The organism is Streptomyces spectabilis (assembly GCF_008704795.1).
Classification (GTDB): domain Bacteria; phylum Actinomycetota; class Actinomycetes; order Streptomycetales; family Streptomycetaceae; genus Streptomyces; species Streptomyces spectabilis.
This window is the reverse complement of sequence record NZ_CP023690.1, coordinates 6,229,886-6,253,946: the sequence shown is the minus strand read 5'-3', so window position 1 is coordinate 6,253,946 and position 24,061 is coordinate 6,229,886. Positions and strand designations below refer to the sequence as shown.

Below are 24,061 nucleotides of genomic sequence, written 5' to 3'. Positions count from 1 at the left end.
CCCTCAGACCTCGTACGGCTGGACGACGATGAAATTGCCGGGCGCACCACGGAACTGGAGGTTCACGCTCTCCCCCGTGGAGCCCGCGGAGGCGTTGCCGCGCAGCCTGACCTGGCTGGACACGATCGCCTGTGCGGCGGCCGACCAGGCGACGACGGCGTGGCAGTCGGCGAAGGTGGTCGGGGTCACCGGCAGCACGACGGGCGTGCCGTGCGTCTTCACGACGACGGTGCCGCTGCCCTGGAACTGCATGACGAACAGCGCGCCACCGGGGATGCCGTGCCCTTCGATGCGGCGCACCTCGTGCTGGAGGGACTCGTCGAAGGCGAGGACGTTCTCCGCGGAGACGCAGATGGCGTCCCCCTGGAGCTCGATGGGGTGCAGGTGGGTGCCCTCTTCGGCGAGGAACACCTGGCCGCGGCCCGTGCAGCGCATCAGCTGCATCTCCTGGCCGGTGGCGTTGCCCACGACGCGGCCCGCGAAGCCCGCGCCCTTGTAGCTGAACTCGACCTTGCCCTGGTAGAGCACCATGCTGCCCTGCCGGGCGAGCACGGGCTGGCCGCCGACGTTCAGGTCGATGCGGACCATCTTCTCGTTCTGCTGCGTCCAGCGCTGGCCGGTGCCCGCCTCGCGGTACTTCTGGAGCGCGGCGGCCACACCGGCGCCCTGCGGGGCCGCCTGGCCGGGGACCGGGGCCGGGGGCTGCTGGCCGTACCCGGGCGGCGGAGGCGCGGTGGGCTGGCCGTACCCGGGGGGCGGCGGCGCGGACGGCTGGCCGTAGCCGGGCGGCAGGGGTGCCGAGGGCTGCTGGCCGTAGCCCTGCGGCTGGCCGTACGGGGTCTGGGGCGCCTGCGGCGGCATGGGTGCCTGGGGCGGAACGGGCGCCGGTGGCGGAACGGGGCCGCTCGGCTGGCCCAGCGGGGCCACGATGGTCTGCGCGGCGTGCACCGACGGGGCGGCCGGGGCCGGCGCGGGCGGCGGCGTCACGCTCGCGGGAAGCGGGGTGTGCTGCGCGGGGGCGGGGGGCGCCGGGGGCGCCGGGGCGGGAGTCGGCGCGGGGGCCGGGGCTGCCGGGGCTGCCGGGGCTGCCGGGGCTGCCGGGGCTGCCGGGGCTGCCGGGGCTGCCGGGGCTGCCGGGGCCGCGAACGCGGGCGGCGGCGTGGCGCCCCCGGGCGGTGCGAAACCGGGCGCCGCGGCCGGGGCCTGCGGCTCGGGCACGGCGGGCTCGTCCTCGGCGACCTCACCGCCGAAGTTCCGCAGCAGCGCGTCCAGGCCGCCGTCGAAGCCCTGCCCGATCGCGGCGAACCGCCACACGTCCTTCAGATAGAAGTCGCCGAGCATCAGCGCGCGCTCGGTGGAGAACTCCGCGCCGTTGAAGGCGTAGCGGGCCACCTCCTCGCCGCCCGCGACGATCCGGATGTAGCCCGAGGCGATCTGGGACATCTGCCCGGCGCCGTCGATCGCGGCTGTGAACGACAGCTTCTGGATCTGCGGCGGGATCCGGTCGAGGGTGACGCGGAAGGACTCGTTGTCACCGGCCTGCGCGCCCAGGAGCTGGAGCGACTCCTCCGGGGACTTCGGCTGGTTGAAGAAGATGAAGTAGCGGTCGTCGGACAACCGCTCGTCCGCGTCGAGGCCGAAGCAACTGATGTCGAAGGTCAGCCCGGGGGCAGCGATGTGCACGCCGACGTACAGATCGGTCCCCGCGGTGAGGTCACTGATCTTGGCCTTGTGGCCGCGTTGGAATTCCCTGGGCATACGTAACGACCGTCCCCCATCCCGAAGGTGAATGCGTCGCGCCAGGCTAACCGCAAAGTCCGACAACGGACGAAGCCGGTACAGACCCGGTACACAACCACCGGGGGTGCCGCAACGGGGTGCCCCGCCTCAGCCGCGGCGCCGAGCCCCGGTCATTCCTCGCGGGCGGCGGGCAGGTGCGGCAGCCGGTCCGCGGCCACCACCCCTTCGAGATAGCCCCGGGCGCGCTCCGTGCGCGGATAGGCCTCCAGGAGCTGCCAGAAGCGCGGCCCGTGCCCCGGCACCAGCAAGTGCGCCAGCTCGTGGAGCAGGACGTAGTCGACCACGTACTCGGGCATGCCCTGCAACCGGTGCGAGAGGCGGATGCTGCCTTCCGACGGCGTGCACGAGCCCCAGCGGGTGTTCTGATTCGTCACCCAGCGCACGGACGTGGGGCGCGCCCTGCCGTCGAAGAACTGCTCCGAGAGCCGCCGCGCCCGCTCGGCGAGCTCGCTGTCACCGAGGACCCGCTTGCTCTCCTGTGCGGCCAGTTTGTCCAGCATGACGGTCACCCAGCGCTGCTCCTCCGCCTCGGACATGCGTGCGGGGATGAGGACGACCGTGCGGTCCCCCTCGCGGTACGCCGAGACCGTTCTGCGTCGGCGGGCGCTCCGTCGCACCTCGACCGCGGTCGCCGCCGGGCCGGACGACGGCGGACTGGTCGCGCTGCGCTGTGGGCTTCCGGCGCGGTGCAGTGGGTCGGCGGGCACGCCTTGACGTTACCCGTTCGGCGAGCGGGAAGTCCCGCCTCCGGGACGGTTCGGTATCGATCCCCTCCCCGTGCGCTCGATTAGCTCGATTAGTACGACAAACACTCATCGCCTGTGGACAACCCCGAGCACGCCTCGGCCCGAGCGGGCATGCTGACGGTCGAAAGGCGCCATCGAAACGGGACGGCTCGGAACACCGCACGACGCCGGGCAGTACGACACGGCACGGCGGCACCGCACGGCACGACCCACACGACACCGCACCGCACCGCACCGCACCGCACCGCACCGCACCGCACGACATAACGCCGCACGACACCGCATGGCACTGCATGACACGGGGGAAACGCATGCATCCGATCCTCAAGCCCGCGCTGCGACGCGGCTGGCGCGATCTCAACACCGTCCAGTTCGGGGTGACGCCCGCACACGCCCGGGTGCTCGGCCCGGTGGACACCGCGACCGGCAGCTTCCTCACCCTCCTCGACGGCACCCGAAGCCTGCCCCTCCTGCGCGCCGAAGCCAAAGGAATGGGCCTGCCGGACGGCCACGTGGACGCGCTGCTCCGGCGTCTGGACCACGCCGGGCTGCTGGACGACGCGACGGGCGGCGGCCCGGCCGCGGACGCTCTGCGCGCCCGCCCGGACGTCATGGACCGGCTGCGCCCGGACCTCGCCGCCCTCTCCGCCGTCACCCCGCGTCCCGACGACGGCATCCGCAAGCTGGCTGCCCGCCGGGCCACCCGCGTGCGCGTCCAGGGCACCGGCCGCGTGGGCGCGATCGTGGCGTCGGTCCTGTCCGGCGCGGGAGTCGGCCAGGTGGACGTGCGGGACGGAGGCTGCGTCGAACCCTGGGATGTCGCTCCGGGCGGACTGCCCGCCGAATCCATCGGGCAGCGCAGGGACGCCGCGGCACGACGGGCCGCACGCCAGGCCGCGCCGGGCCGCCCGCCACGGCACCCCGAGGACAGAGCCGACACCGAGCACCCCCTCTCCCTGGTCCTGCTCACCCCACGCGACGGCCTCGACGCCTACGCCCCGGCGCCGTCCGCAGCCGAGCCCCTGGTCGCCGCCGGCACCCCGCACCTCTACGCGGGCGTGCTCGAAGGCACCGGCGTGGTCGGCCCCCTGGTGCTGCCGGGCGTGAGCGCCTGCGCGGGCTGTCTGGCCCTGACCGAGACGGACCGCGACACCACCTGGCCGCGCATGCTGGCGCAGTGGCACTCGGGGCACCGGCGCCAGGTGCCCGCCTGCGACCTGGCCCTGGCCACCACCGTGGCAGGGCTCGTGGCCGCGCACGCCCTCGCTTTCCTGGACGGCGCAGCCCCCTCGCTCACGGGCGCCCGCTGGCTAGCGGCGGCGCCACGCTTCGCCTGGCACGCCCAGCGCGCACCGGCGCATCCGTCGTGCCCGTGTGGGGCGAGTGAGCGCGTTAAGGGGGAGGACACCTCCGTGGATCGAGAGCCACACGAGACAATGACCGGTGTAACCGCCTGAGAAGGCGCGGCTGTCTGGGACTTGGAGGGGCGCATGTCTGATCTTCCCCGGAAGGCGGTAACCCGTACCGCCAAACTGGCCGCGCTGCCGCTCGGCTTCGCGGGCCGCGCGACATGGGGGCTCGGCAAGAGAATCGGCGGGAAGTCGGCGGAGCTCGTCGGCCGCGAACTGCAACAGCGCACGGCGGAGCAGCTGTTCAAGGTGCTCGGTGAGCTGAAGGGCGGGGCGATGAAGTTCGGGCAGGCCATGTCCGTCTTCGAGTCGGCCCTGCCGGAGGAGGTCGCCGGGCCCTACCGCGCGGCGTTGACGAAGCTCCAGGAAGCGGCGCCGCCGATGCCGACCCGCACCGTGCACGCCGTGCTCGCGGAACGGCTCGGTGAGGACTGGCGGGAGCTGTTCCTGGAGTTCGAGGACAAGCCCGCGGCGGCGGCGTCGATCGGCCAGGTGCACCGGGCCGTGTGGGCGGACGGACGCGACGTCGCGGTGAAGGTGCAGTACCCGGGAGCGGGCGAGGCGCTGCTCTCCGACCTGAACCAACTGGGCCGCTTCGCCCGGGTCCTCGGCCCGTTGATCCCGGGGATGGACATCAAGCCCCTCATCGCGGAACTGCGCGACCGCGTGTCCGAGGAGCTGGACTACGACCTGGAGGCACAGGCCCAGCGCGCCCACGCGGAGGAGTTCGCGGACGACCCGGACGTGATCGTCCCCGACGTGGTCCACCAGTGCGAGCAGATCCTCGTGACGGAGTGGATCGACGGGGTGCCGCTGGCCGACGTCATCGCCGACGGCTCACAGGAGGAGCGGGACCGGGCAGGGCAGCTCCTCGCCCGCTTCCTGTTCTCCGGCCCGGCCCGCACCGGCCTGCTGCACGCCGACCCGCACCCCGGGAACTTCCGGCTGCTGCCGGGCGAGAAGGGCGAATGGCGGCTCGGCGTCCTGGACTTCGGCACGGTGGACCGGCTGCCCGGCGGGCTGCCCCCGACGATCGGCCGCTCCTTGCGGATGACGGTCGAGGGCCAGGCCGACGCGGTCTACGAGATGCTGTGCGAAGAAGGCTTCGTCAAGGACTCCGTCGACCTGGAGCCGGAAGCGGTCCTCGACTATCTGCTGCCGATCATCGAGCCCGCCCTCGCGGACGAGTTCACCTTCACCCGCGGCTGGATGCGCAGCCAGGCGACACGGGTGGCCGACCCCCGCTCCCCCGCCTACCAGTTGGGCAAGCGGCTGAACCTCCCGCCGTCGTACCTGCTGATACACCGCGTGACGCTCAGCACGATCGGCGTCCTGTGCCAGCTGGGCGCCACCGTGCGGATGCGGGACGAGCTGGAGGAGTGGCTCCCCGGATTCCTGCCGGACGAACCGGATGAACTGGACGAGCCGGTGGAGCAGGACGCGAGGCAGGACCCGGGCGACGGCCGGGGGCTGGACGGCGCGGTGGCTGAGGCATGAGCTGACGCGCGGGGGGGCTGGGGTGGGGAGGGGGCGGGGGGAGGGGGAAGCCCCCCGAAGCGTCGGTCACCACCAGGCCGAGTCAAGTCTCCCCTCAATAGCCCGAATATTGTCCCGAGCACAGATGTCGCAGAAGTAGTGGCGGATGCCGTTCTCCACGGAGCAGGTCCAGGTGGGGGGCCGGCCGTCGGCGACCGTGCCGCAGCGGGAGCACACGAGATTCTCGGTGTCCGCAGGCTGAGAAGGCTGCTGGTCCACTCGGTGACCTTATCGCCGTCGCCGGGTGATCGGCGGGCACAACGCACCTCGGGGGCCGGTCCGTTCGGGCCGGCCCCCGAGGGTGTGCGCGGAAGCTCGGTGGAGGCTTCCGGTGCCGTGTGGCGGCGGTTTTACTGCATGACCGCTATGGCGAGCGCGCGGCGGGCGCGCAGGGACGCGCGCTCGGCGCGGCGCTGCATGCGGCGGGCCGCGATCAGGCGGGCGGCCGGGCGTTGCTGCTCGGCTTCACGCAGTCGCTCGTGCATATGCGCACGGGCCATGGCTTCTGGGATGAGTTGCATCTCTCGGGTCCTGTTCTGGCGCGAGCCGGTCGCGCCGGTGGTGGTGAAGTCTGGGGTCGCGGAGCCGGTGGGCTCGGTCGCGGGTGCCTTCATCGGGGCCTGCTTCTTCGGGTCGTGCGTCAGGGGGCGGTCGATCGTTCCGGCGGTACTCATGCCACTACCGGGTTCTTCCGCGGACGGCCACGGGGGCGCTTGCGGGCTACGACGACGCCCTGGACGAACAGCTCACCGCCCCAGACGCCCCACGGCTCACGCCGCTCCTTGGCGCCGGCGAGGCAGGCCTCCATCAGCGGGCAGGTGCGGCACAGCGACTTGGCGTACTCGACGTCGGCCGGGGACTCGGCGAAGAAGACCTCCGGGTCGTAGGCGCGGCAGGGGACGGGTACGCCGAGGTTCTCGATGGCGTCGTCGAGCGCGGTGAGCGCGGTGAGGGGAGTCAAGGTCGGGTCCTCCGTGGGTGCGGGCGGGGGGAGCGTCTCTGAAGGCGGTACGGACGGGGCGTGCGCTTCGAGTTGCACGGTGGTGTTCTTCCTCGTCTGGTCGTTCCGGCCGGGTTCGGCCGGTTGGCGGCTGGTACCGGGTCTTGCTGTGGCCCCTTCGCTCTGTCTCCCTGTTTCGGGGAAAACAGAAGGGCCGCGGATCCCGGGTGGGGTTCCGCGGCCCTGAAGGCGCCGGTCTGATCGAGATCAGACTGGATCACTCCAGGGTTCGAGCCCACGGAAGGCCCACATCGTGTGGTGCTGCGTCGTCTGCTTCCGGAATCCGGCACCGGCCGCCGCGAAGGCATAGGCCTGCGCCTGTGCCTTCGCTACTGCTGCTTCCGGTGCCTGGGTCGGTCGCTCATTGCCTTCACGGATCTTGAGAGCCGTGGCGGGCAGGGAGGCAGCCGGGCGAGCGGCGGCGTTGCCGACGGACAGACCGGTGCCCTGGTTCGAGAAGCCGAGCAGGCAGGAGGCGACGACCGAGCGATCGGTCATTTTGACGGTGCTGATGAAGCTCTTGTTGGTGCTGATCACTGGAATCGCCTCCTCTCGGCGTCTAGGGGATCGGCCGGGGCCGATCCTTCGGACTGACAAGTACAGCACAGAACCGGGGCTCCGGAGAAGCCCGCCGTGTTCCGTGCTAAGAACCTATGGGGATTGCTGGCGCATGCGCAAACTATTTTTTCGACGAGTTTGAATCACTTGCCCTCGTCACCGTCGAGAACCTCCTGACCTGCGCAAATGGCGAGGACGTCGGCGCCGTAGGTGCGCAGCTTGCGCTGGCCGACGCCGGGGATGCGGGCGAGTTCGCCCTCCTCCTCGGGCACGGACTCGGCGATGGCGATCAAGGTTTTGTCCGTGAAGACGCAGAACGCGGGCTGTCCGATGCGTCGCGCGCGCCCCGCGCGCCACTCGCACAGGCGCTCGTAGAGCCCTTCGTCCATGTCCGACGGGCAGTCCTCGCACCGCATGAGTTTCATCTCACCGGCATCGGTGAGGGTGCGGCCGCAGACGCGGCAGCGGGCCGGGGTGCGGTTGGTGCGGCGGCGGGCTGTGGGGCCGCCCGGTTCGGTGGCGCCGCCCGTGCCGCGCTCGATGCCGCCCGTGCCTCCTGCCGCGCGTGCCCCGGCGGTCGCGCCCGAGCCGGGGCGCAGTCCGTCGAGGAACCGGGTGGCCCGCCGGTTGGGGCGCCCGCCCGGCGAGCGGGAGACCGCCCAGGACAGGGAGAGGTGGGCGCGGGCGCGGGTGACGCCGACGTAGAGGAGGCGGCGCTCTTCCTCGACCTGTTCGTCGGTCTTGGCGTAGGTGATCGGCATCATGCCTTCGGCGAGGCCGACCAGGAAGACGGCGTCCCACTCCAGGCCCTTGGCGGCGTGCAGGGAGGCGAGGGTGACGCCTTCGACGGTGGGGGCGTGCTGGGCGGCGGCGCGCTCGTCCAGCTCGGCGACGAGGTCGGCGAGGGTGGCGGAGGCGTTGGCCCGGGCGAAGTCCTCGGCGAGGCGGACGAGGGCGGCCAGGGACTCCCAGCGGTCGCGGACGGCGCCGGAGCCCGCGGGGGGCTCGGTGGTCCAGCCCTTGGTGGAGAGGACGGCCCGGACCTGTGAGGGCAGGTCGACGACGTCGTCGAGGAGGGCGTCGTTGCCGCCGAAGCGGGCGGCGCCGCGCAGGGCGGCGCCCGCTTCGCGCACCTCGGTGCGTTCGAAGAAGCGCTCGGCGCCGCGGAGCTGGTAGGGGATGCCGGCGTCGGCCAGGGCCTGTTCGTAGATCTCCGACTGGGAGTTCGTGCGGAACAGGACGGCGATCTCGCTGGCGGGGACGCCGTCGGTCATGAGGGCGCGGATGCGGCGGGCGGCGCCTTCGGCTTCGGCGGGCTCGTCCGTGTATTCGGTGTAGACCGGCTCGGCGAGGGGTTCGCGCTGGGAGACGAGTTCCAGGCGGTGGTCGGCGGCGCGGCCGTGGGCCTGGGCGAGGAGGCCGTTGGCGAGGCGGACGACCTGGGGGGTGGAGCGGTAGTCGCGGACGAGTTTGACGACGGTCGCGCCGGGGTGGCGGGTGCGGAAGTCGAGGAGGTGGTCGGGGGTGGCGCCGGTGAAGGAGTAGATGGTCTGGCTGGCGTCGCCGACGACGCAGAGGCTGTCGCGCTCGCCGAGCCAGAGTTCCAGGAGGCGCTGCTGGAGGGGGCTGACGTCCTGGTATTCGTCGACTACGAAGTGCTGGTACTGGGAGCGGACCTGTTCGGCGATGTCGTGGCGGTCCTGGAGGATGCCGACGGCGAGGAGGAGGACGTCCTCGAAGTCGATGACGGAGCGGTCCCGCTTGAGGTCTTCGTAGGCGGCGTAGAGCTGGGCGAGCTCGGCGGGGTCGCGGGGGGTTTCGCGGCCTGCTTTGGCGGCCGCGGCGGCGTAGTCGGCGGGGACGGTCTGGGTGACCTTGGACCATTCGATCTCGCCGGTCGCGTCCCGCAGTTCGTTGCGGTCGAGGCGGATGCGGCAGGCGGCCGCGGCGTCGGCGACGAGTTGGATCTTGCGCTCGACGAGCCGGGGCAGGGGGCCGCCGACGGCTTTGGGCCAGAAGTACTGGAGCTGGCGCAGGGCGGCGGAGTGGAAGGTGCGGGCCTGGACGCCGTGGGCGCCGAGCTGGCGCAGGCGGCCGCGCATCTCGCCTGCGGCGCGGTTGGTGAAGGTGACGGCGAGCACGCTGGCGGGCTGGAGGATGCCCGCGCGCACTCCGTACGCGATGCGGTGGGTGATGGCTCGGGTCTTGCCCGTGCCGGCGCCCGCGAGTACGCAGACCGGCCCGTGCAGGGCCGTGGCGACCTCGCGCTGCTCGGGGTCGAGCCCGTCGAGCACCGCGTCGGCCGAGTCCGGGACCCGCGGGAAGAGGGTGGAGTGCGTTGCTGCTGTCACCCTTCAATGCTGCCAGTTCCTGTGGGGCGGGTGAGCGGGTTGTCCACAGGGTGACGGTCGCAGTCGTATTAATCGCGGGAGGCCCCGGAGCACGGCCCGGTGCTGGAGCGTGTCCTGGTGCCGGGGCAGGTACTGGTGCCAGGGCGTGTGCGTGGGCGGGTGGGGCGCGGGTGCGGGAATGGCTGCGGGGTCGCGTACGTTCGACTGGGTGCGACGACGCACCCCGAAGTGCGATGACGCACCCCGAGCCGTGAAGGAGCGCGAGAGACATGCCGGGCACTGTGACGATGTACAGCACCACGTGGTGCGGCTACTGCCGCAGGCTGAAGGGCCAGATGGACCGCGAGGGCATCGCGTACGCCGAGATCAACATCGAGCAGGACCCGGAGTCCGCCGCGTTCGTCGAGAAGGCGAACGGGGGGAACCAGACGGTTCCCACCGTTCTCTTCCCGGACGGTTCGACGTTGACGAACCCCTCGCTGGCGCAGGTGAAGCAGAAGCTCGCCGCCTAGGTCCCGAGGGGCCGGGTCAGGCCGCCGCGCCGGGGCGCGGCAGGGACTCGCCGTACCAGAGTTCGATCAGGCGGGCCGCGATCGAGATGCCGTAGGGAGGCAGGACCTCCCCGGACTCGAACGCGGCCCGCAGGTCGTCGCGGGAGAACCAGCGGGCCTCGTGGATCTCCTCGCCGTCGACGTTGATCTCAGACGAGGTGGCCTTGGCCATGAAGCCGAGCATGAGGCTGGACGGGAACGGCCAGGGCTGGCTGGTGACGTACTCGACGTCGCCGACGGTGACGCCCGCTTCTTCCCAGACCTCGCGGCGTACGGACTGCTCGATGGACTCTCCGGGCTCCACGAAGCCGGCGAGGGTGGAGAAGCGGCCTTCGGGCCAGTGGACCTGGCGGCCGAGGAGCGCGCGGTCCTTCTCGTCCGTCACGAGCATGATCACGGCCGGGTCGGTGCGGGGGTAGTGCTCGGCGCCGCAGGCCTGGCAGCGGCGGATGTGGCCGGCGGCCGCGATGACGGTGCGCTCGCCGCAGCGCGAGCAGAAGCGGTGCATGCGCTGCCAGTTCTCCAGGGCGACGGCGTGCACCATCAGGCCCGCGTCGCGGGGTGACAGGAGCAGGCCTGCCTCGCGCAGTCCGGCGGCGCGCGCGGAGGCGTCCATGCGGCCGGGCAGGGTGTCCTTCTGGAGGGCGAAGTAGCTCACGCCGTCGTCGTCGGTGCCCAGGAAGTAGCGGTGGGCTTCGGTGAGGGGCGCTTCGAAGCTGGGGGTCATGACCAGTTCGGTGCGGCCGTCGGGGGTCTCGTCGATGAGGACCTGGCCGCCGGAGACCACGAAGACGCGGGTCGAGGGGTGGCTCCACGCGGCGGCGAGCCAGGCCTCGTCGAGGCGGTGGTGGGCCGCGCGGTCGATGCCGCTCGGCGCGGTGAGCGAGACGGGGCGGTCTGCGGCGCGGTCGGTCCAGGTGGTCACTGGTGCTTCCAACTCCCCCGGTGGAATGGGTGGTTCAGCGAGCAGGTGTCTTCGGTGTGCTCAGGGTGCATCGCGCCAGTGCTCCGCGAGGTCGCCCCAGAGGTAGGCGGTGGTCTCGACGCCCTTGAGGAGCAGGTCGAGCTCGACCTTCTCGTTCGGCGCGTGCCAGCCGTCCGAGGGAATGGAGATGCCGAGGAAGAGCACGGGTGCCCCGAGGACGTCCTGGAGGTCGGCTGCGGGTCCTGAGCCGCCTTCGCGCGTGAAGCGGATCTTCTGCTCGAAGGCGCGGCTCATGGCGCGGGCCACGGACTGCAGGGCGGGGTGGTCGAGCGGGGTCAGGCAGGGGCGGGTGGCGGCGCCGAAGGTGATGGTGTGCCGGATGCCTGCGGGCAGCTGGTCGGCGACCCACGCGCGGACGGCTTCTTCGACGTGGTCGGGGTCCTGGCCCGCGACCAGGCGGAAGGAGAGCTTCAGGAGGGCGCTCGACGGGATGATCGTCTTGCCGCCCGCGCCTTGGTAGCCGCCTCCGATGCCGTTGACCTCGGCGGTGGGGCGGGCCCAGACGCGCTCCAGGGTGGTGTGTCCGGCCTCTCCGTAGGGCGCGTGCGACTTGGCGGTGCGCAGCCATTCGGCTTCGTCGAAGGGCAGCTCTGCGAAGAGTTCCCGTTCGCGCTCGGTGAGCTCGACGATGCCGTCGTAGAAGCCCGGTACGGCTACGCGCGCGTGCTCGTCGTGGAGTGCGGCGACGAGGCGGGCGGCGGCGGTGGCCGGGTTGGGTACGGCGCCGCCGAAGGAGCCGGAGTGGATGTCCTGGTCGGGGCCGTACAGCTCGATCTCGCAGTCGGCGAGGCCGCGCATGCCGGTGCAGACGGTCGGGGTGTCCTTGGACCACATGCCGGTGTCGGAGACGACGACGGCGTCGGCGCTGAGGCGGTCGCGGTGGCGCTCGATCAGGTCGCGGAAGTGCGTGGAGCCGGATTCCTCCTCGCCCTCGACGATCAGCTTCAGGTTCACGGCGGGGGCGGTGCGGCCGGTGACGGCGAGGTGGGCGCGCACGCCGAGGGTGTGGAAGAAGACCTGGCCCTTGTCGTCGGCGGCGCCGCGCGCGTAGAGGCGGTTGTCGCGGACGACGGGCTCGAAGGGGTCGGTGTCCCAGCCGTCCTCGCGGGCGGCGGGCTGCACGTCGTGGTGGCCGTAGACGAGGACTGTGGGGGCCTGGGGGTCGCCGGAGGGCCATTCGGCGAAGACGGCGGGGGCGCCCGCCGTCTCCCACACCTCGGCGGTCGGGAAGCCGGTGTCCTTCAGTCGGGCGGCGAGCCAGTCGGCGCTGCGGCGCACGTCGTCGGCGTGCTCGGGCTGCGCCGACACGGACGGGATGCGCAGCCACTCGGCGAGGTCGTCGAGGAAGGCGGCGCGGTGGTCGTCGACGTACTCGCGTACGGCGCTGACGACACTGTCAGCTTGGTCGGCGGACTTACTCATGGTCACGAGCCTATCGGCCCGCGGGGGCGGTCCTGTCCGGTGGCCGGTCGGGCTCCGGGCCGCCGCTGCTTCGGCCGCTTTGTCCGCCGTCGTCGCCGTCGGTGTCGTGGCGCTCGTCCTCGCCGATCAGCAGTCGTTCCAGCTCCGTCCGGCCGGGCAGGTTCCGGGGGCGTACGGCGTCGCCGCTGCGGACGTACAGGAACGTGGCTGTCACCGACTCCGGGGGGACGCCGTGCTGCTCGGCCCAGGCCAGGCGGTACACGGCGAGCTGGAGCGGGTCGGCGTCCTGGGTGCGGCTGGTCTTCCAGTCGACGATCTCGTACGTGGTGCCGGCGCCTTCGCCCTGTTTGTAGACGGCGTCGATGCGGCCGCGGATGAGGCGGCCGGCGAGGGTGAGCTGGACGGGGACCTCGGCGCGGTAGGGCGTGCGGCGGGCGTACTCGGTGCGTTCGAAGGCTTCCTTGAGTGCTTCCAGGTCGCGCTCGTCGGCGATGTCGGCCTCTCCGGGGGCGCCGCCGGGCAGTTCGTCGGGGCCGAGCATGGGCAGGCGCAGCTCTTCGAAGCGGGCCTCCACCCAGGCGTGGAAGCGGGTGCCCCGCCGGGCGGCGGGCTGGGGCGGCCGGGGCATGGGCCGGGCGAGCTCCTGGGCGAGGCCGTCGGGGTCGGCGGCGAGGCGCAGCAGCTGGGAGGCGGTGAGCGTGGCGGGCAGGGGCACGTCGCGCACGCCTTGGCGGGCGCGCAGCAGTTCGTCGGTGAGGGCGTCCAGGTCGCGGTCCCAGGAGGCGAGGGTGCGCTGTTCCTCCGGGGTCAGGGGCTGCTGGGGTGCCGTGGCGTGCGGTACGCGTGCGTGCGGGATGGCCGGTTCCGGGGTCGGGGGCAGGGGCGACGGGCGGTCGCTGCTCCAGGCGTCCCAGTCGGAGGGGTCATCGGCCTCGGGCGGGGGGCCGCTGTCTTCGTGGTCGTGCGCACCGTACGAGTCATGCGCACCGTACGAGTCTTCGTCGTCGTACGCGTCTTCGTAGGGCTCGTCGTACTCGTCGTCCTCGGGGGGCGGTGGCCACTCCGGGTCCGCTGCCGGGTGGGGGTCCTGGTGGTCGCGGGCTCCGTCGGTCCTGAGGCGGCCCAGGTGTGCCTGGACGGTGTCCGCGGCGGCGCGGCGGCGGGCCAGGGAGGCGGGGTCGAGCGGGAGCGGCCAGGCGTGGTCGGCGGCGGCCTCGCGCAGGGCGGGGTTCCCCTCGCCGTCCTGCGGCTCGTCGGCCCAGGCTTCGATCTCGCCGTGGCCCGCGGCGCAGTGGTCGTGCAGGGCCTTGAGGAAGTCGGAGGGGCCGCGCGGCTTCTTCTGGGTGGGGCCCCACCAGTGGCCGGAGCCCAGGAGGAGGCTGCGGGGCCGGGTGAAGGTCACGTAGCCGAGGCGGAGCTCCTCGGTGTGCTGGTGGTCCTTCATGTCGGCGTGGAAGGCCTTGAGGCCCTTGGCGTCCCAGGTGTCGACGTCGGGCAGGGTGTCGGCGTCGCCGCGCAGGGCGTGCGGGACGACCTTGGCCTGCGCGGTCCACTTCTCGCGACCCTGTGCGCTCGGGAAGGTGCCGGTGACGAGGCCGGGGACGGCGACGACGTCCCACTCCAGGCCCTTGGACTTGTGGGCGGTGAGCACCTTGACGGTGTTCTCGCCGCCGGGCAGGGCGTTGTCGAGGCCCTTTTCGTACTGCGCGGCGGTGCGCAGGAAGCCGAGGAAGGCGAGCAGGGAGGCGGCGGGGTCGTGGGCGGCGAAGGACGCGGCGACGTCCAGGAAGTTGGAGAGGGTCTCGCGGCGGCGGGCGGCCAGGGCGTGCGGGGACGCGGAAAGCTCGACTTCCAGGCCGGTGACGGCGAGGACGCGGTGCAGGACGTCCATCAGGGGGTCGGCGAGGGAGCGGCGCAGGTCGCGCAGTTCGGCGGCGAGGTGGGCGAACCGGACGCGGGCTTCGGCGGAGAAGGGCAGGCCGTCGTCTTCGGAGGTGCCGATCGGCGATTCCAGGAAGGTGTCGAGGGCGTCGGCGAGCGATATCACCTCGGACGGGTCGACGCCTTCCACGGCCTGGGCGAGGCGCCGGTCGGCGGCTTCGGGGTCGTCGGGGCCGCCGGGCGCCGGGTGGCCGTGGCGGACGAGCAGGCGGGCGCGGCGGCCGAGGAGGGCGAGGTCGCGGGCGCCGACGCGCCAGCGGGGGCCGGTGAGGAGCCGCACCAGGGAGGCGTTGGCGCCGGGGTCCTGGAGGACCTCGCAGACGGCGACGAGGTCGGCGACTTCGGGCAGGTGCAGGAGCCCGGAGAGGCCGACGACCTCGACGGGGACGTCGCGGGCGACGAGGGCGCCCTGGATGTCGGCGAAGTCGGTGGCCGTGCGGCACAGGACGGCGATCTCGCCGGGTGCGGTGCCGGTGCGGACGAGGTGGGCGAGGGAGTCGGCGATCCAGTCGATCTCTTCGGCGTGAGTGCGCAGGAGGGCGCACCGGACCGTGCCGTCGCGCTCGGCGCCGGGGGCGGGCCGCAGGGCCTCCACGCCCGCGTGGCGGGCGCGCAGGGGGGCGGCCAGACCGTTGGCGAGGTCGAGGAGGCGGCCGCCGCTGCGGCGGTTCTCGCTGAGGGCGTGGCGGGCGGCGGGGCGGCCGTCGGCGTGGGCGAAGTGGTGCGGGAAGTCGTCGAGGTTGGCGACGGAGGCGCCGCGCCAGCCGTAGATGGCCTGGCAGGGGTCGCCGACGGCGGTGACGGGGTGGCCGGTGCCGCCGCCGAACAGTCCTGCGAGGAGGACGCGCTGGGCGACGGACGTGTCCTGGTACTCGTCGAGCAGGACGACGTGGAACTCCTCGCGCAGGATCGCGCCGACGTCCGCGCGGGTGCGGGCGAGGGTCGCGGAGTGGGCGATCTGGTCGCCGAAGTCGAGGAGGTCGCGGGCGCGCTTGGCGTCGCGGTACCGCTCGACGAGGCCGGTGAGCTCGGTGCGGGCGGCCGCCGCCTCGGGGACCTTGCGGAGGTCGCCGTTGGTGAGTTTGGCGCCCGCCAGGGTGCGCAGGAGTTCGGTGTCGTACGCGCGCAGTGCGCCGGGGTCCACGAGGTGCTCGGCGAGCTCGCTGTCGAGGGCCAGGAGGTCGCTGACGAGGTCGGGGAAGGAGCGGGTGAGCGCCGGGTACGGGCCGGGGGCCTCGCGCAGCACGCGCGCGGCGAGCTGGAAGCGGGTGGCGTCGGCGAGGAGCCGGGAGGTGGGTTCCAGGCCGATGCGCAGGCCGTGGTCGGTCAGCAGGCGGCCCGCGAAGGCATGGTACGTGGAGATGACCGGCTCGCCCGGGGCGTCGTCGGGGTCGGCCGGGTCCGGGTCGGTGACGCCCGCCTTGACCAGGGCCTGTCGGACGCGGTCGGCGAGCTCGCCCGCCGCCTTGTTGGTGAACGTCAGGCCGAGGACCTGCTCAGGGGCGACCTGGCCGGTGCCGACCAGCCACACCACGCGCGCGGCCATCACCGTCGTCTTGCCCGACCCGGCTCCGGCCACGATCACCTGCGGGGCGGGCGGCGCGGTGATGCAGGCCGTCTGCTCCGGGGTGAAGGGGATGCCGAGGAGCTCTTTGAGCTCGTCGGGGTGGGTGAGGCGGGAAGGCACGTGAGAAAGGCTAGCGGCGGCCACTGACAGCCGGGGCTGTCGGTGGCCGCCGCCGCGGAGCGGGGCGGCTCAGAGGCCCGCCAGCTCCTTCTGGTCGACGACCTCGTCGGCCGCGGGGGCCTTGACGTCGACGGGCTTGCCGTAGTCGCTGAAGGTCGCCGTGCCCTTGTCGTCACCGTCGTTGGTGACCTTCAGGAAGTAGGGCTTGCCCTCCATGGCGACGTAGAAGGTGGTGGTCTCCTTGCCCTTCTTCTTGACGAGGACGGCCGCCTTCGTGCCGTTCACCTCGGCGTCCTCCCCACGCTTGAGACCCTTGAGCTTCTTGCTCTCGAACATGTCGTCCAGGTTGCAGGCGCTGCCGCCCTGGGCGCTGGGCGTCTTCACCCAACGGCCCTTGACCCGTCCGGCGATGGTGGCGCCGGCACTCGCCTTCCAGAACTTCTCGTCGGCCTTCACGTACTGGGCCTTGCCGACGTGGAGCAGCTCGGAGTGGCCCGTCTTGCCCGAGTCGATCGTGGCCTTGCAGTCGCCGCCCTCGGTGACGGAGAACGCGCCGGTGGTCTGCGCGCCGTCCTCCTTGACCTCGCTCTTCATCGCGAAGGAGCCCGCGTTCTTGGAGGCCTTGGACGCCTTCTTGGCGATCTTGTCGGCGCTCATGCCCTCGAAGGGGTCCTTGTCGCCGCCGCTGTCGCTGCTGCAGCCCGTGACGCCGATGACGGCGGCGGCGCAGGCGGCTGCCGCTGCCAGGAGCTTCCGGTTGGCTGCCATGGTGACTCTCCTCAGGACGGTGCACGTTCGGGGGGTGCGGGACGCACCGCGCCCCATGCACGGCTCAGCTTTACCGAGACTTTAGATGGCCTGTGCGAGTGCTATGAGCGCGGGTGGCGGGACGTGACGTTGGCCACCACCGGGAGCCCGGCGGCGGGTGTCACTCCACGACCTGGCGGCCTTCCGGGAGGGCGCTGCAGGAGGCGCGGAAGGCGCAGTGGGTGCAGTGCTGGCCCGTTGCGGGCGTGAAGCGTTCGTCGAGGACCTTGCCCGCGGCGGTGGCCAGGAGGTCGCCGACCCAGTCGCCTTCGCCGCCTTCCAGGGGCTGCTGTGCCTGGACCTTCGGCAGGGTGTCGCCGCCGTCCTTCTTGGCGGCGCCCTGGCGCAGATGCACCAGTTCCGCGCCGCCCGCTTCGGGGCGCGTGCCGCCGAACGCGTCGTCGGCCGCGCCCTCGCGCACCGCGAGCTGGTAGACGGCCAGCTGGGGGTGGCGGGCGACGTCGGCGGCGCTGGGGGCCTGTTTGCCGGTCTTGAAGTCGACGACGTAGGCGCGGCCTTCGCCGTCGCGTTCGACGCGGTCCATGGAGCCGCGCACACGCACTTCGTAGGGGCCCGCTTCCAGGGTGACGTCGAAGCCGTGCTCGCTGGCGACGGGGGTGCGGCCCGCGTGGGCGCCGCTGACGTGCCACTGGAGGAACCGTTCGAGCGCTCCGCGCGCGTGTTCTTTCTCCTGGTCGGACTTCCAGGGGGCGTCGAAGGCGAGGGCGTCCCACACCGATTCGAGGCGCTCCATGAGGACGTCGAGATCGGCGGGCGTGCGCCCGGAGGCCACCTCGTCGGCCAGGACGTGGACGACGTTGCCGAAGCCCTGGGCGGCGGTCGCGGGCGCGTCCGCCTTCACCTCGCGGCCCAGGAACCACTGCAGGGCGCAGGTGTTGGCGAGCTGGTCCAGGGCGCTGCCGGAGAGGGTGACCGGCTTGTCGCGGTCCCGGAGGGGCGCGGTGCTCGCTGTCGGCTCGTGCATGCCCCACCAGCGGGAGGGGTGCGCGGACGGCACGAGGGGACGGCCGTCGGTGTCGGCGAGTCCGGCGAGGCGGGCCAGGCGCCGGGCGGCGGCCTCGCGCAGGGCGTCCGACGCGTGCGGGTCGACGGTCGTGGCGCGCAGCTCGGCGACGAGCGCGGAGACGGACAGCGGGCGGCGCGGGCGGCCGGTCACGTCCTTGGGTTCGACGCCGAGTTCGGTGAGGAAGCGGGACGGCTGGTCGCCGTCGTCGGCGGGTGCCTTGACGGCGGTGACGACGAGGCGTTCACGCGCGCGCGTGGCGGCGACGTAGAACAGTCGGCGCTCTTCGGAGAGGAGCGCTCCGGGGGTGAGGGGTTCGGCGATGCCGTCGCGCCCGATGCGGTCGGCCTCCAGGAGGGAGCCGCGGCGGCGCAGGTCGGGCCAGAGCCCCTCCTGGACGCCCGCGACGACGACGAGCCGCCACTGCAGGCCCTTGGAGCGGTGTGCCGTCATGAGGCGTACGGCGTCGGGGCGCGCGGCGCGGCGGGTGAGCGTGTCGGCGGCGATGTCCTGGGCCTCGATCTCCTCCAGGAAGTTCAGGGCGCCGCGGCCTCCGGTGCGCTCCTCGGCGCGGGCCGCGGTGGCGAACAGGGCGCACACCGCGTCGAGGTCGCGGTCGGCGTTGCGGCCCGCCGCGCCGCCGCGCCGGGCGGTGCGTTCCAGGCGGCGCGGCCAGGGGGTGCCGTTCCACAGCTCCCAGAGCGCCTGCTCGGCGGTGCCGCCGCCCGCGAGGCACGCGCGCGCCCGGCCGAGGAGCTCGCCGAGGCGCTGGGCGCCCTTGGCGTACGAGGGGTCGTGCGCGACGAGCCGCTCCGGTTCGGCGAGGGCGCGGGCGAGCAGTTCGTCGGAGGGCGGCGGCAGGTGCTGTCCTGCGGCGCGCTCCTCCTCGCGCAGGGCGCGGCCGAGGCGGCGCAGGTCGGCGGCGTCCATGCCCGCGAGCGGGGAGGTGAGCAGGGTCAGTGCGGTCTCGGTGCCGAGCCAGGCCGGGGTGACCGCACCGTCCGCCGGGTCGGCCGCGGGGTCTTCGGGGCGCGCCTGGTCCTCCGCAGCGCCTTCAGGGCGGTCCCCCGCAGCCGTCTCCGCCTCAGGGGCCCCGGCCCCCGTCGCCGCATCGCCCCGGGCGGCTCCCGCGCGTGCCTGGTCCTCCGCCGTCGCCACCGCCCGCAGGGCCGTCAGGAGGGCCGTCACCGCCGGTTCGTGGCGCAGGGGGATGTCGTCGCCGTCTATGTCCAGGGGGACGCCCGCGGCGGTGAGGGAGCGGCGGAAGGAGGGCAGGGTGCGGGCGCCCGCGCGGACGAGGACGGCCATCTCGCTCCAGGGGACGCCGTCCTCCAGGTGGGCGCGGCGCAGGACGTCCGCGATGTTGTCGATCTCCGCGCCCGCGGTGGGGAAGGTGAGGACGTCCACGCGCCCGCCGTCCCTGACGGCGGCGAGCTCGCGGTGGGCGCGCACCTTCTCCGCGGGCAGCCGGGTCAGCGGCATGCGGCGGGTGAGGAGGCGGGTGGCCGCGAGGAGTCCGGCGCCCGAGCGGCGGGACGTCGTCAGGACCTCGACCGGTGCCGGGGTGCCGTCCGCGCGCGGGAAGTCGGCCGGGAAGCGGAGGATGCCGTTCACGTCGGCGCCCCGGAAGGTGTAGATCGACTGGTCCGGGTCTCCGAAGGCGACGAGGTCGCGGCCCCCGCCCGCGAGGGCGTGCAGCAGCCGCACCTGGGAGGGGTCGGTGTCCTGGTACTCGTCCACGAACACGGCGTCGTACTGCGCGGCAAGGGCCCGTGCCACCTCGGGGCGGTGGGCGAGCAGCACCGCGCGGTGCACCAGCTCGGCGTAGTCGAGGACCCCTTGGAGGTCGAGGACGTCGAGGTACTCGGCGAGGAACGCGGCCGCGGCGCGCCAGTCGGGGCGTCCGCTGCGGCGCGCGAAGGCGTCGAGGGCGGCCGGGCCGAGGCCCAGCTCACGGCTGCGGGCGAGGACGGCGCGCACCTCGTCGGCGAAGCCGCGGGTGGTCAGGCAGGCGCGCAGTTCGTCCGGCCAGCGGACCCGGGCGAGGCCTTCCTCGCCGAGGGCGAGCTGCCCGGCGAGCAGCTCGCGCACGGCGACGTCCTGCTCGGGCCCGGAGAGCAGCCGCAGCGGCTCGACGAACAGGTCGGCGTCCTGGTGGGCGCGGACCAGGGCGTAGCAGAAGGAGTGGAAGGTGGTCGCCTGCGGGGCGTCGGCGGCGCCGATCCGGTGGGCCATCCGGTCGCGCAGCTCCACCGCGGCCTTGCGGCTGAAGGTGAGCACCAGGACGCGCTCGGGGTCGGTGCCCTTGGCGACGCGCGCGGCGACCGACTCGACCAGGGTCGTGGTCTTGCCGGTGCCCGGACCTGCGAGAACGAGCAGCGGACCGCCGTCGTGGTCAACCACGGAGCGCTGACGTGCGTCCAGCTCAGGGGGGTCCGCGGAGACCGGTGGGGTACGCACCAGTCGATAGGCGCCCGTGACCCCCTGTCGTACCTGCTGGTACGACAGGTGCCGCGCGTGCCTGGCGGATGAAGTGGAGCTCACGTGGGTCGCCGGTCCTGGTGGGTGTTCTGGTCGAGGTGCGGCTGCGGGACAGCCGCGGGGTGAGGGTGCATGCGTGCTGTCGACGCTACGCCAGCGGTCGCGTGGGGCGTGTGGCTTCCCCCGTACGGGCCACCAGCGGCCCACCGCCGCGGGCCCGGATGCCGGAAGCTGTCAGTTGTGACCTTCCGGAGCCTGCGGCCGCCCGCCGGGGCCGTCGGCGGCCGCCCCGCCGTCCCAGCGCGCCCGGCGCATGTCGATGCGCGGCACGTGGCCCTGCGCGGCCCGGCTCGCCTGCCGCAGGGGCGTGCCCTCCGCGCGGTAGGCCTCCAGGGCGCGCAGTTCGTGTCCGGGCAGCAGGGTGCCGTCGGCGCGGACCACGCGCCACCACGGCACCGCGCCTCCGTAGAGGGCCATCACCCGGCCGACCTGGCGGGGGCCGCCCTCCTCCAGCCACTCGGCGACGTCTCCGTAGGTCATCACCCGGCCCGGGGGAATCATTTCCGCCACTTCCAGGACCCGCTCGGCGTACTCCGGAAGCTCCGGCACCACTGCGCTCTCCTCGCTCATCCGGACCATCCTGCCCCATGCCACGGACACGGTGACGGGGTGGCCACGGAGCGTGGGGGACCCTGGACGACAAGGTCCTATGTGGCAAATCGTGACCGTTTCGCGCCCCCGGATTGCCCCCTGATGCCCCCCGTTGTCGGCGGGGCATGCCACCATCATGCGGGCGGTGACTGGTGATACGAGATCAAGAAGAGGCGACGGAGCAGCAGAGCGTGCATTCCGACAAGACGGCTGGCACCTCCGCGGACACGTCACGCCCGGGTACCGGTGAGCCTGTCGGTGCGGCCGAGGAAGGCCGGGAGTCTCGGTCCCTGACCGCCGCCGATCAGCCGCCCGGCATGCCCGAGCCGCACACCACCGAGCCCCGCCCCGCCGAGCCGCGTCCCACGGAGCCGCACGCCGCGAAGTCCCGCCCCGCCGATGACCACCCCGCGGACGCGCCCGACCGGGCCGCGGCCCCGGCGGACGTGCCCGGCTTCGACACCGACTGCGCCGACGACTCCTACGCCGAGCGCGTGGAGGGCGACGAACCGCTGCTCCCCGCGCGCGTGCACCGCCCCTCCGACCTGATGCGGCTGCTCATCGGCGTGCTGGCGATCGCCGTGCTGCTCGCGATCTCCGCGTTCGCGCACGGCACGACGTCGGGCCTGGAGCAGGACATCAACGCGGGCACCGGCGAGCCGCCGGACCTGCTGATGAAGCTGGCGGGCCTGACCGCGAGCATCGGCGTCCTGCTCGTGCCCGTGGCCTTCGCGATCGAGCGCCTGATCAAACGGGACGGGCTGCGCATCGCCGACGGCGTCCTCGCGGCCGTGCTCGCGCACGGGGTCACCCTGGCCACCGACCTGTGGGTCGCCAGGGGCGCCCCGGAGTCCATCCAGGACGCCCTGACGCAGCCCTCGCCCGGCGACGTGCACGCGCTGACCGACCCGGTGCACGGCTATCTCGCCCCTGTCATCGCGTACATGACGGCCGTGGGCATGGCGCGCCGCCCGCGCTGGCGCGTCGTGCTGCTCGTCGTGCTGCTGCTCGAAGCCTTCACGATGCTCGTGTCGGGCAACACGACCCCCTTCTCGATCATCCTGACCGTCCTGATCGGCTGGACCGTGGCGTACGGCACGTTGTACGCGGTCGGCTCGCCGAACGTGCAGCCCACCGGGCAGACCCTGCTCGCGGGCCTGCGGCACGTCGGCTTCCGCCCGGTGAGCGCCGCCCGCGAGGACACCGGGGAGAGCACCGACCAGGGCGACCGCGGCCGGCGCTACTTCGTCACGCTTGAGGACGGACCACCGCTCGACGTCACGGTCATCGACCGCGAGCAGCAGGCGCAGGGCTTCTTCTACCGGGTCTGGCGCCGTCTCACGCTACGCAGCATCACCACCCGGCGCAGCCTTCAGTCACTACGTCAGGCACTGGAGCAGGAGGCGCTGCTCGCGTACGCGGCGATCGCGGCGGGCGCCAACGCGCCGAAGCTGATCGCCACCTCCGAGCTGGGCCCGGACGCGGTGATCCTCGTCTACGAGCACACGGGCGGGCGGACCCTGGACTCGCTGCCCGACGTGGCCCTCACCGACGAGCTGCTGCGCGAGACCTGGCGGCAGGTGCGGGCGCTCCAGTCGCGGCGGATCGCGCACCGCAGGCTCGCCGGGGACGCCATCCTGGTGGATCGTTCCGGCAGGGTGATCCTGACGGATCTGCGCGGCGGCGAGATCGCGGCCGGTGACCTCGTGCTGCGGATGGACATCGCGCAGCTGCTCACCGCCTTCGGCCTGCGCGTCGGCGCGGAGCGCGCGGTCGCCTCCGCGGTCAAGGTGCTCGGGCCCGACGCCGTGGCCGACTGTCTGCCGCTGCTCCAGCCGATCGCCCTGACGCGCTCCACGCGCGCCACGCTGCGCAAGCGGGCCCGCGAGCGCGCCCAGCGCGAGCGCGAAGCGGTCCTTGAAGCGTCCCAGCGGGCCAAGCTGGCGCGCGGCGAAAACGCGCCGGAGGAGCAGGCCCCGGACTCGGCGGCGGCCCGCAAGTCGCTGCGCGCGGAGAAGCAGGCCGAGAAGCAGGCCATAGACGAGGCTCTGGAGCAGGCGCGCGAGGAGGACCTGCTCTCCCAGATCCGCCACCAGGTGCTGCTGATCCGGCCGACGGCCCCCATCGAGCCGGCGCAGCTGGAGCGGATCAGGCCGCGCACGCTGATCAGCTTCATCGCCGGTGCCATCGGTGCCTACTTCCTGCTCTCGCAGCTCACCCACGTCGACTTCGGCACCATCGTCGGAGAGGCCGAGTGGGGCTGGGTCGCCGCGGCCGTGGCGTTCTCGGCGCTGAGCTACTTCGCGGCGGCGATGAGCCTGCTGGGCTTCGTGCCGGAGCGGGTGCCGTTCCTGCGGGCGGTGGCCGCGCAGGTCGCCGGTTCGTTCGTGAAGATCGTGGCGCCCGCGGCGGTCGGCGGTGTCGCGCTGAACACCCGGTTCCTCCAGCGGTCCGGGGTGCGCTCCGGGCTCGCGGTGGCCAGTGTCGGCGCCTCGCAGCTGTTCGGGCTCGGCTCGCACATCCTGCTGCTGCTCGTCTTCGGCTATCTGACGGGCACCGAGAAGACGCCGTCGCTCACCCCGTCGCGCACGGTCATCGCGGGCCTGTTGTCGGTGGCGGTGCTCGTCCTGGTGGTGACCGCCATCCCGTTCCTGCGGAAAATCGTCGTCACGCGCGTGAGGTCGCTGTTCGCGGGTGTCGTGCCGCGCATGCTGGACGTCCTGCAGCGCCCGCAGAAGCTGCTCACCGGCATCGGCGGGATGCTGCTCCTGACGTTCTTCTTCGTGCTGTGCCTGGACGCGTCCGTACGGGCGTTCGCCAGCGAGGAGATGGGCACCCTGAGCCTGGCCAGCGTCGCCGTGGTCTTCCTCGCGGGCAACGCGCTCGGTTCGGCGGCGCCCACCCCCGGCGGCATCGGCGCGGTCGAGGCGACGCTCACGCTGGGCCTCGTCGCGGTGGGCGTGCCCAAGGACGTGGCGGCGCCCGCCGTGCTGCTGTACCGGCTGCTGACTCTGTGGCTTCCGGTGCTCCCCGGATGGCTGTTCTTCAACCATCTGACGCGCAAGGGGCTGCTGTAGCGCGCCCCGGCGCCCCCGCGGGACGGCACCTCCGC

Annotated in this window: 17 protein-coding genes; 4 read left to right on the top strand and 13 right to left on the bottom strand. The window is 73.1% G+C overall.

Annotation, left to right across the window (positions count from 1 at the left end; genetic code table 11):
* Nucleotides 1-3: 3 nt before the first annotated feature.
* Nucleotides 4-1,758: a TerD family protein gene (locus tag CP982_RS27535; protein ID WP_150512929.1), complete on the bottom strand. Its 1,755-nt coding sequence runs from the start codon at nt 1,756-1,758 to the stop codon at nt 4-6.
* A 152-nt stretch (nt 1,759-1,910) separates the two neighbouring features.
* Nucleotides 1,911-2,507: a M48 metallopeptidase family protein gene (locus tag CP982_RS27530; protein ID WP_144320814.1), complete on the bottom strand. Its 597-nt coding sequence runs from the start codon at nt 2,505-2,507 to the stop codon at nt 1,911-1,913.
* Nucleotides 2,508-2,857: 350 nt separating this feature from the next.
* On the opposite strand from CP982_RS27530, the gene CP982_RS27525 reads away from it, so the two are divergent.
* Together CP982_RS27525 and CP982_RS27520 are read left to right on the top strand one after the other, a co-directional pair.
* Nucleotides 2,858-4,003, top strand: a complete 1,146-nt coding sequence (locus CP982_RS27525) for a TOMM precursor leader peptide-binding protein (RefSeq protein ID WP_150512928.1) — start codon at nt 2,858-2,860, stop codon at nt 4,001-4,003.
* A 33-nt stretch (nt 4,004-4,036) separates the two neighbouring features.
* Nucleotides 4,037-5,452: an ABC1 kinase family protein gene (locus tag CP982_RS27520; protein WP_150512927.1), complete on the top strand. Its 1,416-nt coding sequence runs from the start codon at nt 4,037-4,039 to the stop codon at nt 5,450-5,452.
* 66 nt (nt 5,453-5,518) lie between these two features.
* Here CP982_RS27520 and CP982_RS42660 read toward each other — a convergent pair whose 3' ends face one another.
* The 5 genes from CP982_RS42660 to CP982_RS27495 form a co-directional block, all read right to left on the bottom strand.
* Nucleotides 5,519-5,710, bottom strand: a complete 192-nt coding sequence (locus CP982_RS42660; protein WP_150512926.1) for a hypothetical protein — start codon at nt 5,708-5,710, stop codon at nt 5,519-5,521.
* 131 nt (nt 5,711-5,841) lie between these two features.
* Entirely contained in the window at nt 5,842-6,165 is a 324-nt protein-coding gene (locus tag CP982_RS27510) for a hypothetical protein (protein ID WP_150512925.1), read from the bottom strand.
* Nucleotides 6,162-6,530 carry a WhiB family transcriptional regulator gene (locus tag CP982_RS27505; RefSeq protein WP_030684686.1) on the bottom strand — a complete coding sequence of 123 codons (369 nt, stop codon included), beginning with the start codon at nt 6,528-6,530 and terminating at the stop codon, nt 6,162-6,164. The genes CP982_RS27510 and CP982_RS27505 overlap by 4 nt, the downstream gene beginning before the upstream one ends.
* A gap of 168 nt (nt 6,531-6,698) precedes the next feature.
* Nucleotides 6,699-7,028: a hypothetical protein gene (locus CP982_RS27500; protein WP_150512924.1), complete on the bottom strand. Its 330-nt coding sequence runs from the start codon at nt 7,026-7,028 to the stop codon at nt 6,699-6,701.
* A gap of 164 nt (nt 7,029-7,192) precedes the next feature.
* The gene (locus tag CP982_RS27495) at nt 7,193-9,400 is read right to left on the bottom strand and encodes an ATP-dependent DNA helicase UvrD2 (RefSeq protein ID WP_150512923.1); all 2,208 of its coding nucleotides are present in this window, start codon (nt 9,398-9,400) and stop codon (nt 7,193-7,195) included.
* 269 nt (nt 9,401-9,669) lie between these two features.
* Between CP982_RS27495 and CP982_RS27490 the strand changes: the two genes are divergently transcribed.
* Nucleotides 9,670-9,912 (top strand): mycoredoxin, encoded by a 243-nt coding sequence (locus tag CP982_RS27490; RefSeq protein WP_150512922.1) that lies wholly within the window; start codon nt 9,670-9,672, stop codon nt 9,910-9,912.
* A 16-nt stretch (nt 9,913-9,928) separates the two neighbouring features.
* On the opposite strand, the gene nudC is transcribed toward CP982_RS27490, so the two are convergent.
* From nudC to CP982_RS27460, 6 genes are all read right to left on the bottom strand, one after another.
* Nucleotides 9,929-10,876 carry an NAD(+) diphosphatase gene (gene nudC, locus CP982_RS27485; RefSeq protein ID WP_150512921.1) on the bottom strand — a complete coding sequence of 316 codons (948 nt, stop codon included), beginning with the start codon at nt 10,874-10,876 and terminating at the stop codon, nt 9,929-9,931.
* 60 nt (nt 10,877-10,936) lie between these two features.
* Nucleotides 10,937-12,358, bottom strand: coding sequence for a dipeptidase (locus CP982_RS27480; RefSeq protein WP_150512920.1), 1,422 nt, complete (start codon nt 12,356-12,358; stop codon nt 10,937-10,939).
* Nucleotides 12,359-12,368: 10 nt separating this feature from the next.
* Nucleotides 12,369-15,986, bottom strand: coding sequence for an ATP-dependent helicase (locus tag CP982_RS27475; RefSeq protein ID WP_150512919.1), 3,618 nt, complete (start codon nt 15,984-15,986; stop codon nt 12,369-12,371).
* 69 nt (nt 15,987-16,055) lie between these two features.
* Nucleotides 16,056-16,754 (bottom strand): hypothetical protein, encoded by a 699-nt coding sequence (locus tag CP982_RS27470; protein ID WP_150512918.1) that lies wholly within the window; start codon nt 16,752-16,754, stop codon nt 16,056-16,058.
* 160 nt (nt 16,755-16,914) lie between these two features.
* A complete protein-coding gene (locus CP982_RS27465) occupies nt 16,915-20,325 on the bottom strand; it encodes an ATP-dependent helicase (protein WP_221515246.1) in 3,411 nt (1,136 codons plus the stop codon).
* A 207-nt stretch (nt 20,326-20,532) separates the two neighbouring features.
* Entirely contained in the window at nt 20,533-20,928 is a 396-nt protein-coding gene (locus CP982_RS27460; protein ID WP_229878499.1) for an MGMT family protein, read from the bottom strand.
* A 173-nt stretch (nt 20,929-21,101) separates the two neighbouring features.
* On the opposite strand from CP982_RS27460, the gene CP982_RS27455 reads away from it, so the two are divergent.
* On the top strand, nt 21,102-24,026 hold the full coding sequence (locus tag CP982_RS27455) for a lysylphosphatidylglycerol synthase transmembrane domain-containing protein (RefSeq protein ID WP_150512916.1): 2,925 nt from the start codon (nt 21,102-21,104) through the stop codon (nt 24,024-24,026).
* The last annotated feature ends 35 nt before the right edge of the window (nt 24,027-24,061 follow it).

What these genes read in the sequence shown, in the direction of transcription:
- CP982_RS27535 (WP_150512929.1), bottom strand. Translation starts at nt 1,758, where the DNA reads ATGCCCAGGGAATTCCAACGCGGCCACAAGGCCAAGATCAGTGACCTC.
- CP982_RS27525 (WP_150512928.1), top strand. Translation starts at nt 2,858, where the DNA reads ATGCATCCGATCCTCAAGCCCGCGCTGCGACGCGGCTGGCGCGATCTC.
- CP982_RS27520 (WP_150512927.1), top strand. Translation starts at nt 4,037, where the DNA reads ATGTCTGATCTTCCCCGGAAGGCGGTAACCCGTACCGCCAAACTGGCC.
- CP982_RS27510 (WP_150512925.1), bottom strand. Translation starts at nt 6,165, where the DNA reads ATGAGTACCGCCGGAACGATCGACCGCCCCCTGACGCACGACCCGAAG.
- CP982_RS27490 (WP_150512922.1), top strand. Translation starts at nt 9,670, where the DNA reads ATGCCGGGCACTGTGACGATGTACAGCACCACGTGGTGCGGCTACTGC.
- CP982_RS27480 (WP_150512920.1), bottom strand. Translation starts at nt 12,358, where the DNA reads ATGAGTAAGTCCGCCGACCAAGCTGACAGTGTCGTCAGCGCCGTACGC.
- CP982_RS27470 (WP_150512918.1), bottom strand. Translation starts at nt 16,754, where the DNA reads ATGGCAGCCAACCGGAAGCTCCTGGCAGCGGCAGCCGCCTGCGCCGCC.
- CP982_RS27460 (WP_229878499.1), bottom strand. Translation starts at nt 20,928, where the DNA reads ATGAGCGAGGAGAGCGCAGTGGTGCCGGAGCTTCCGGAGTACGCCGAG.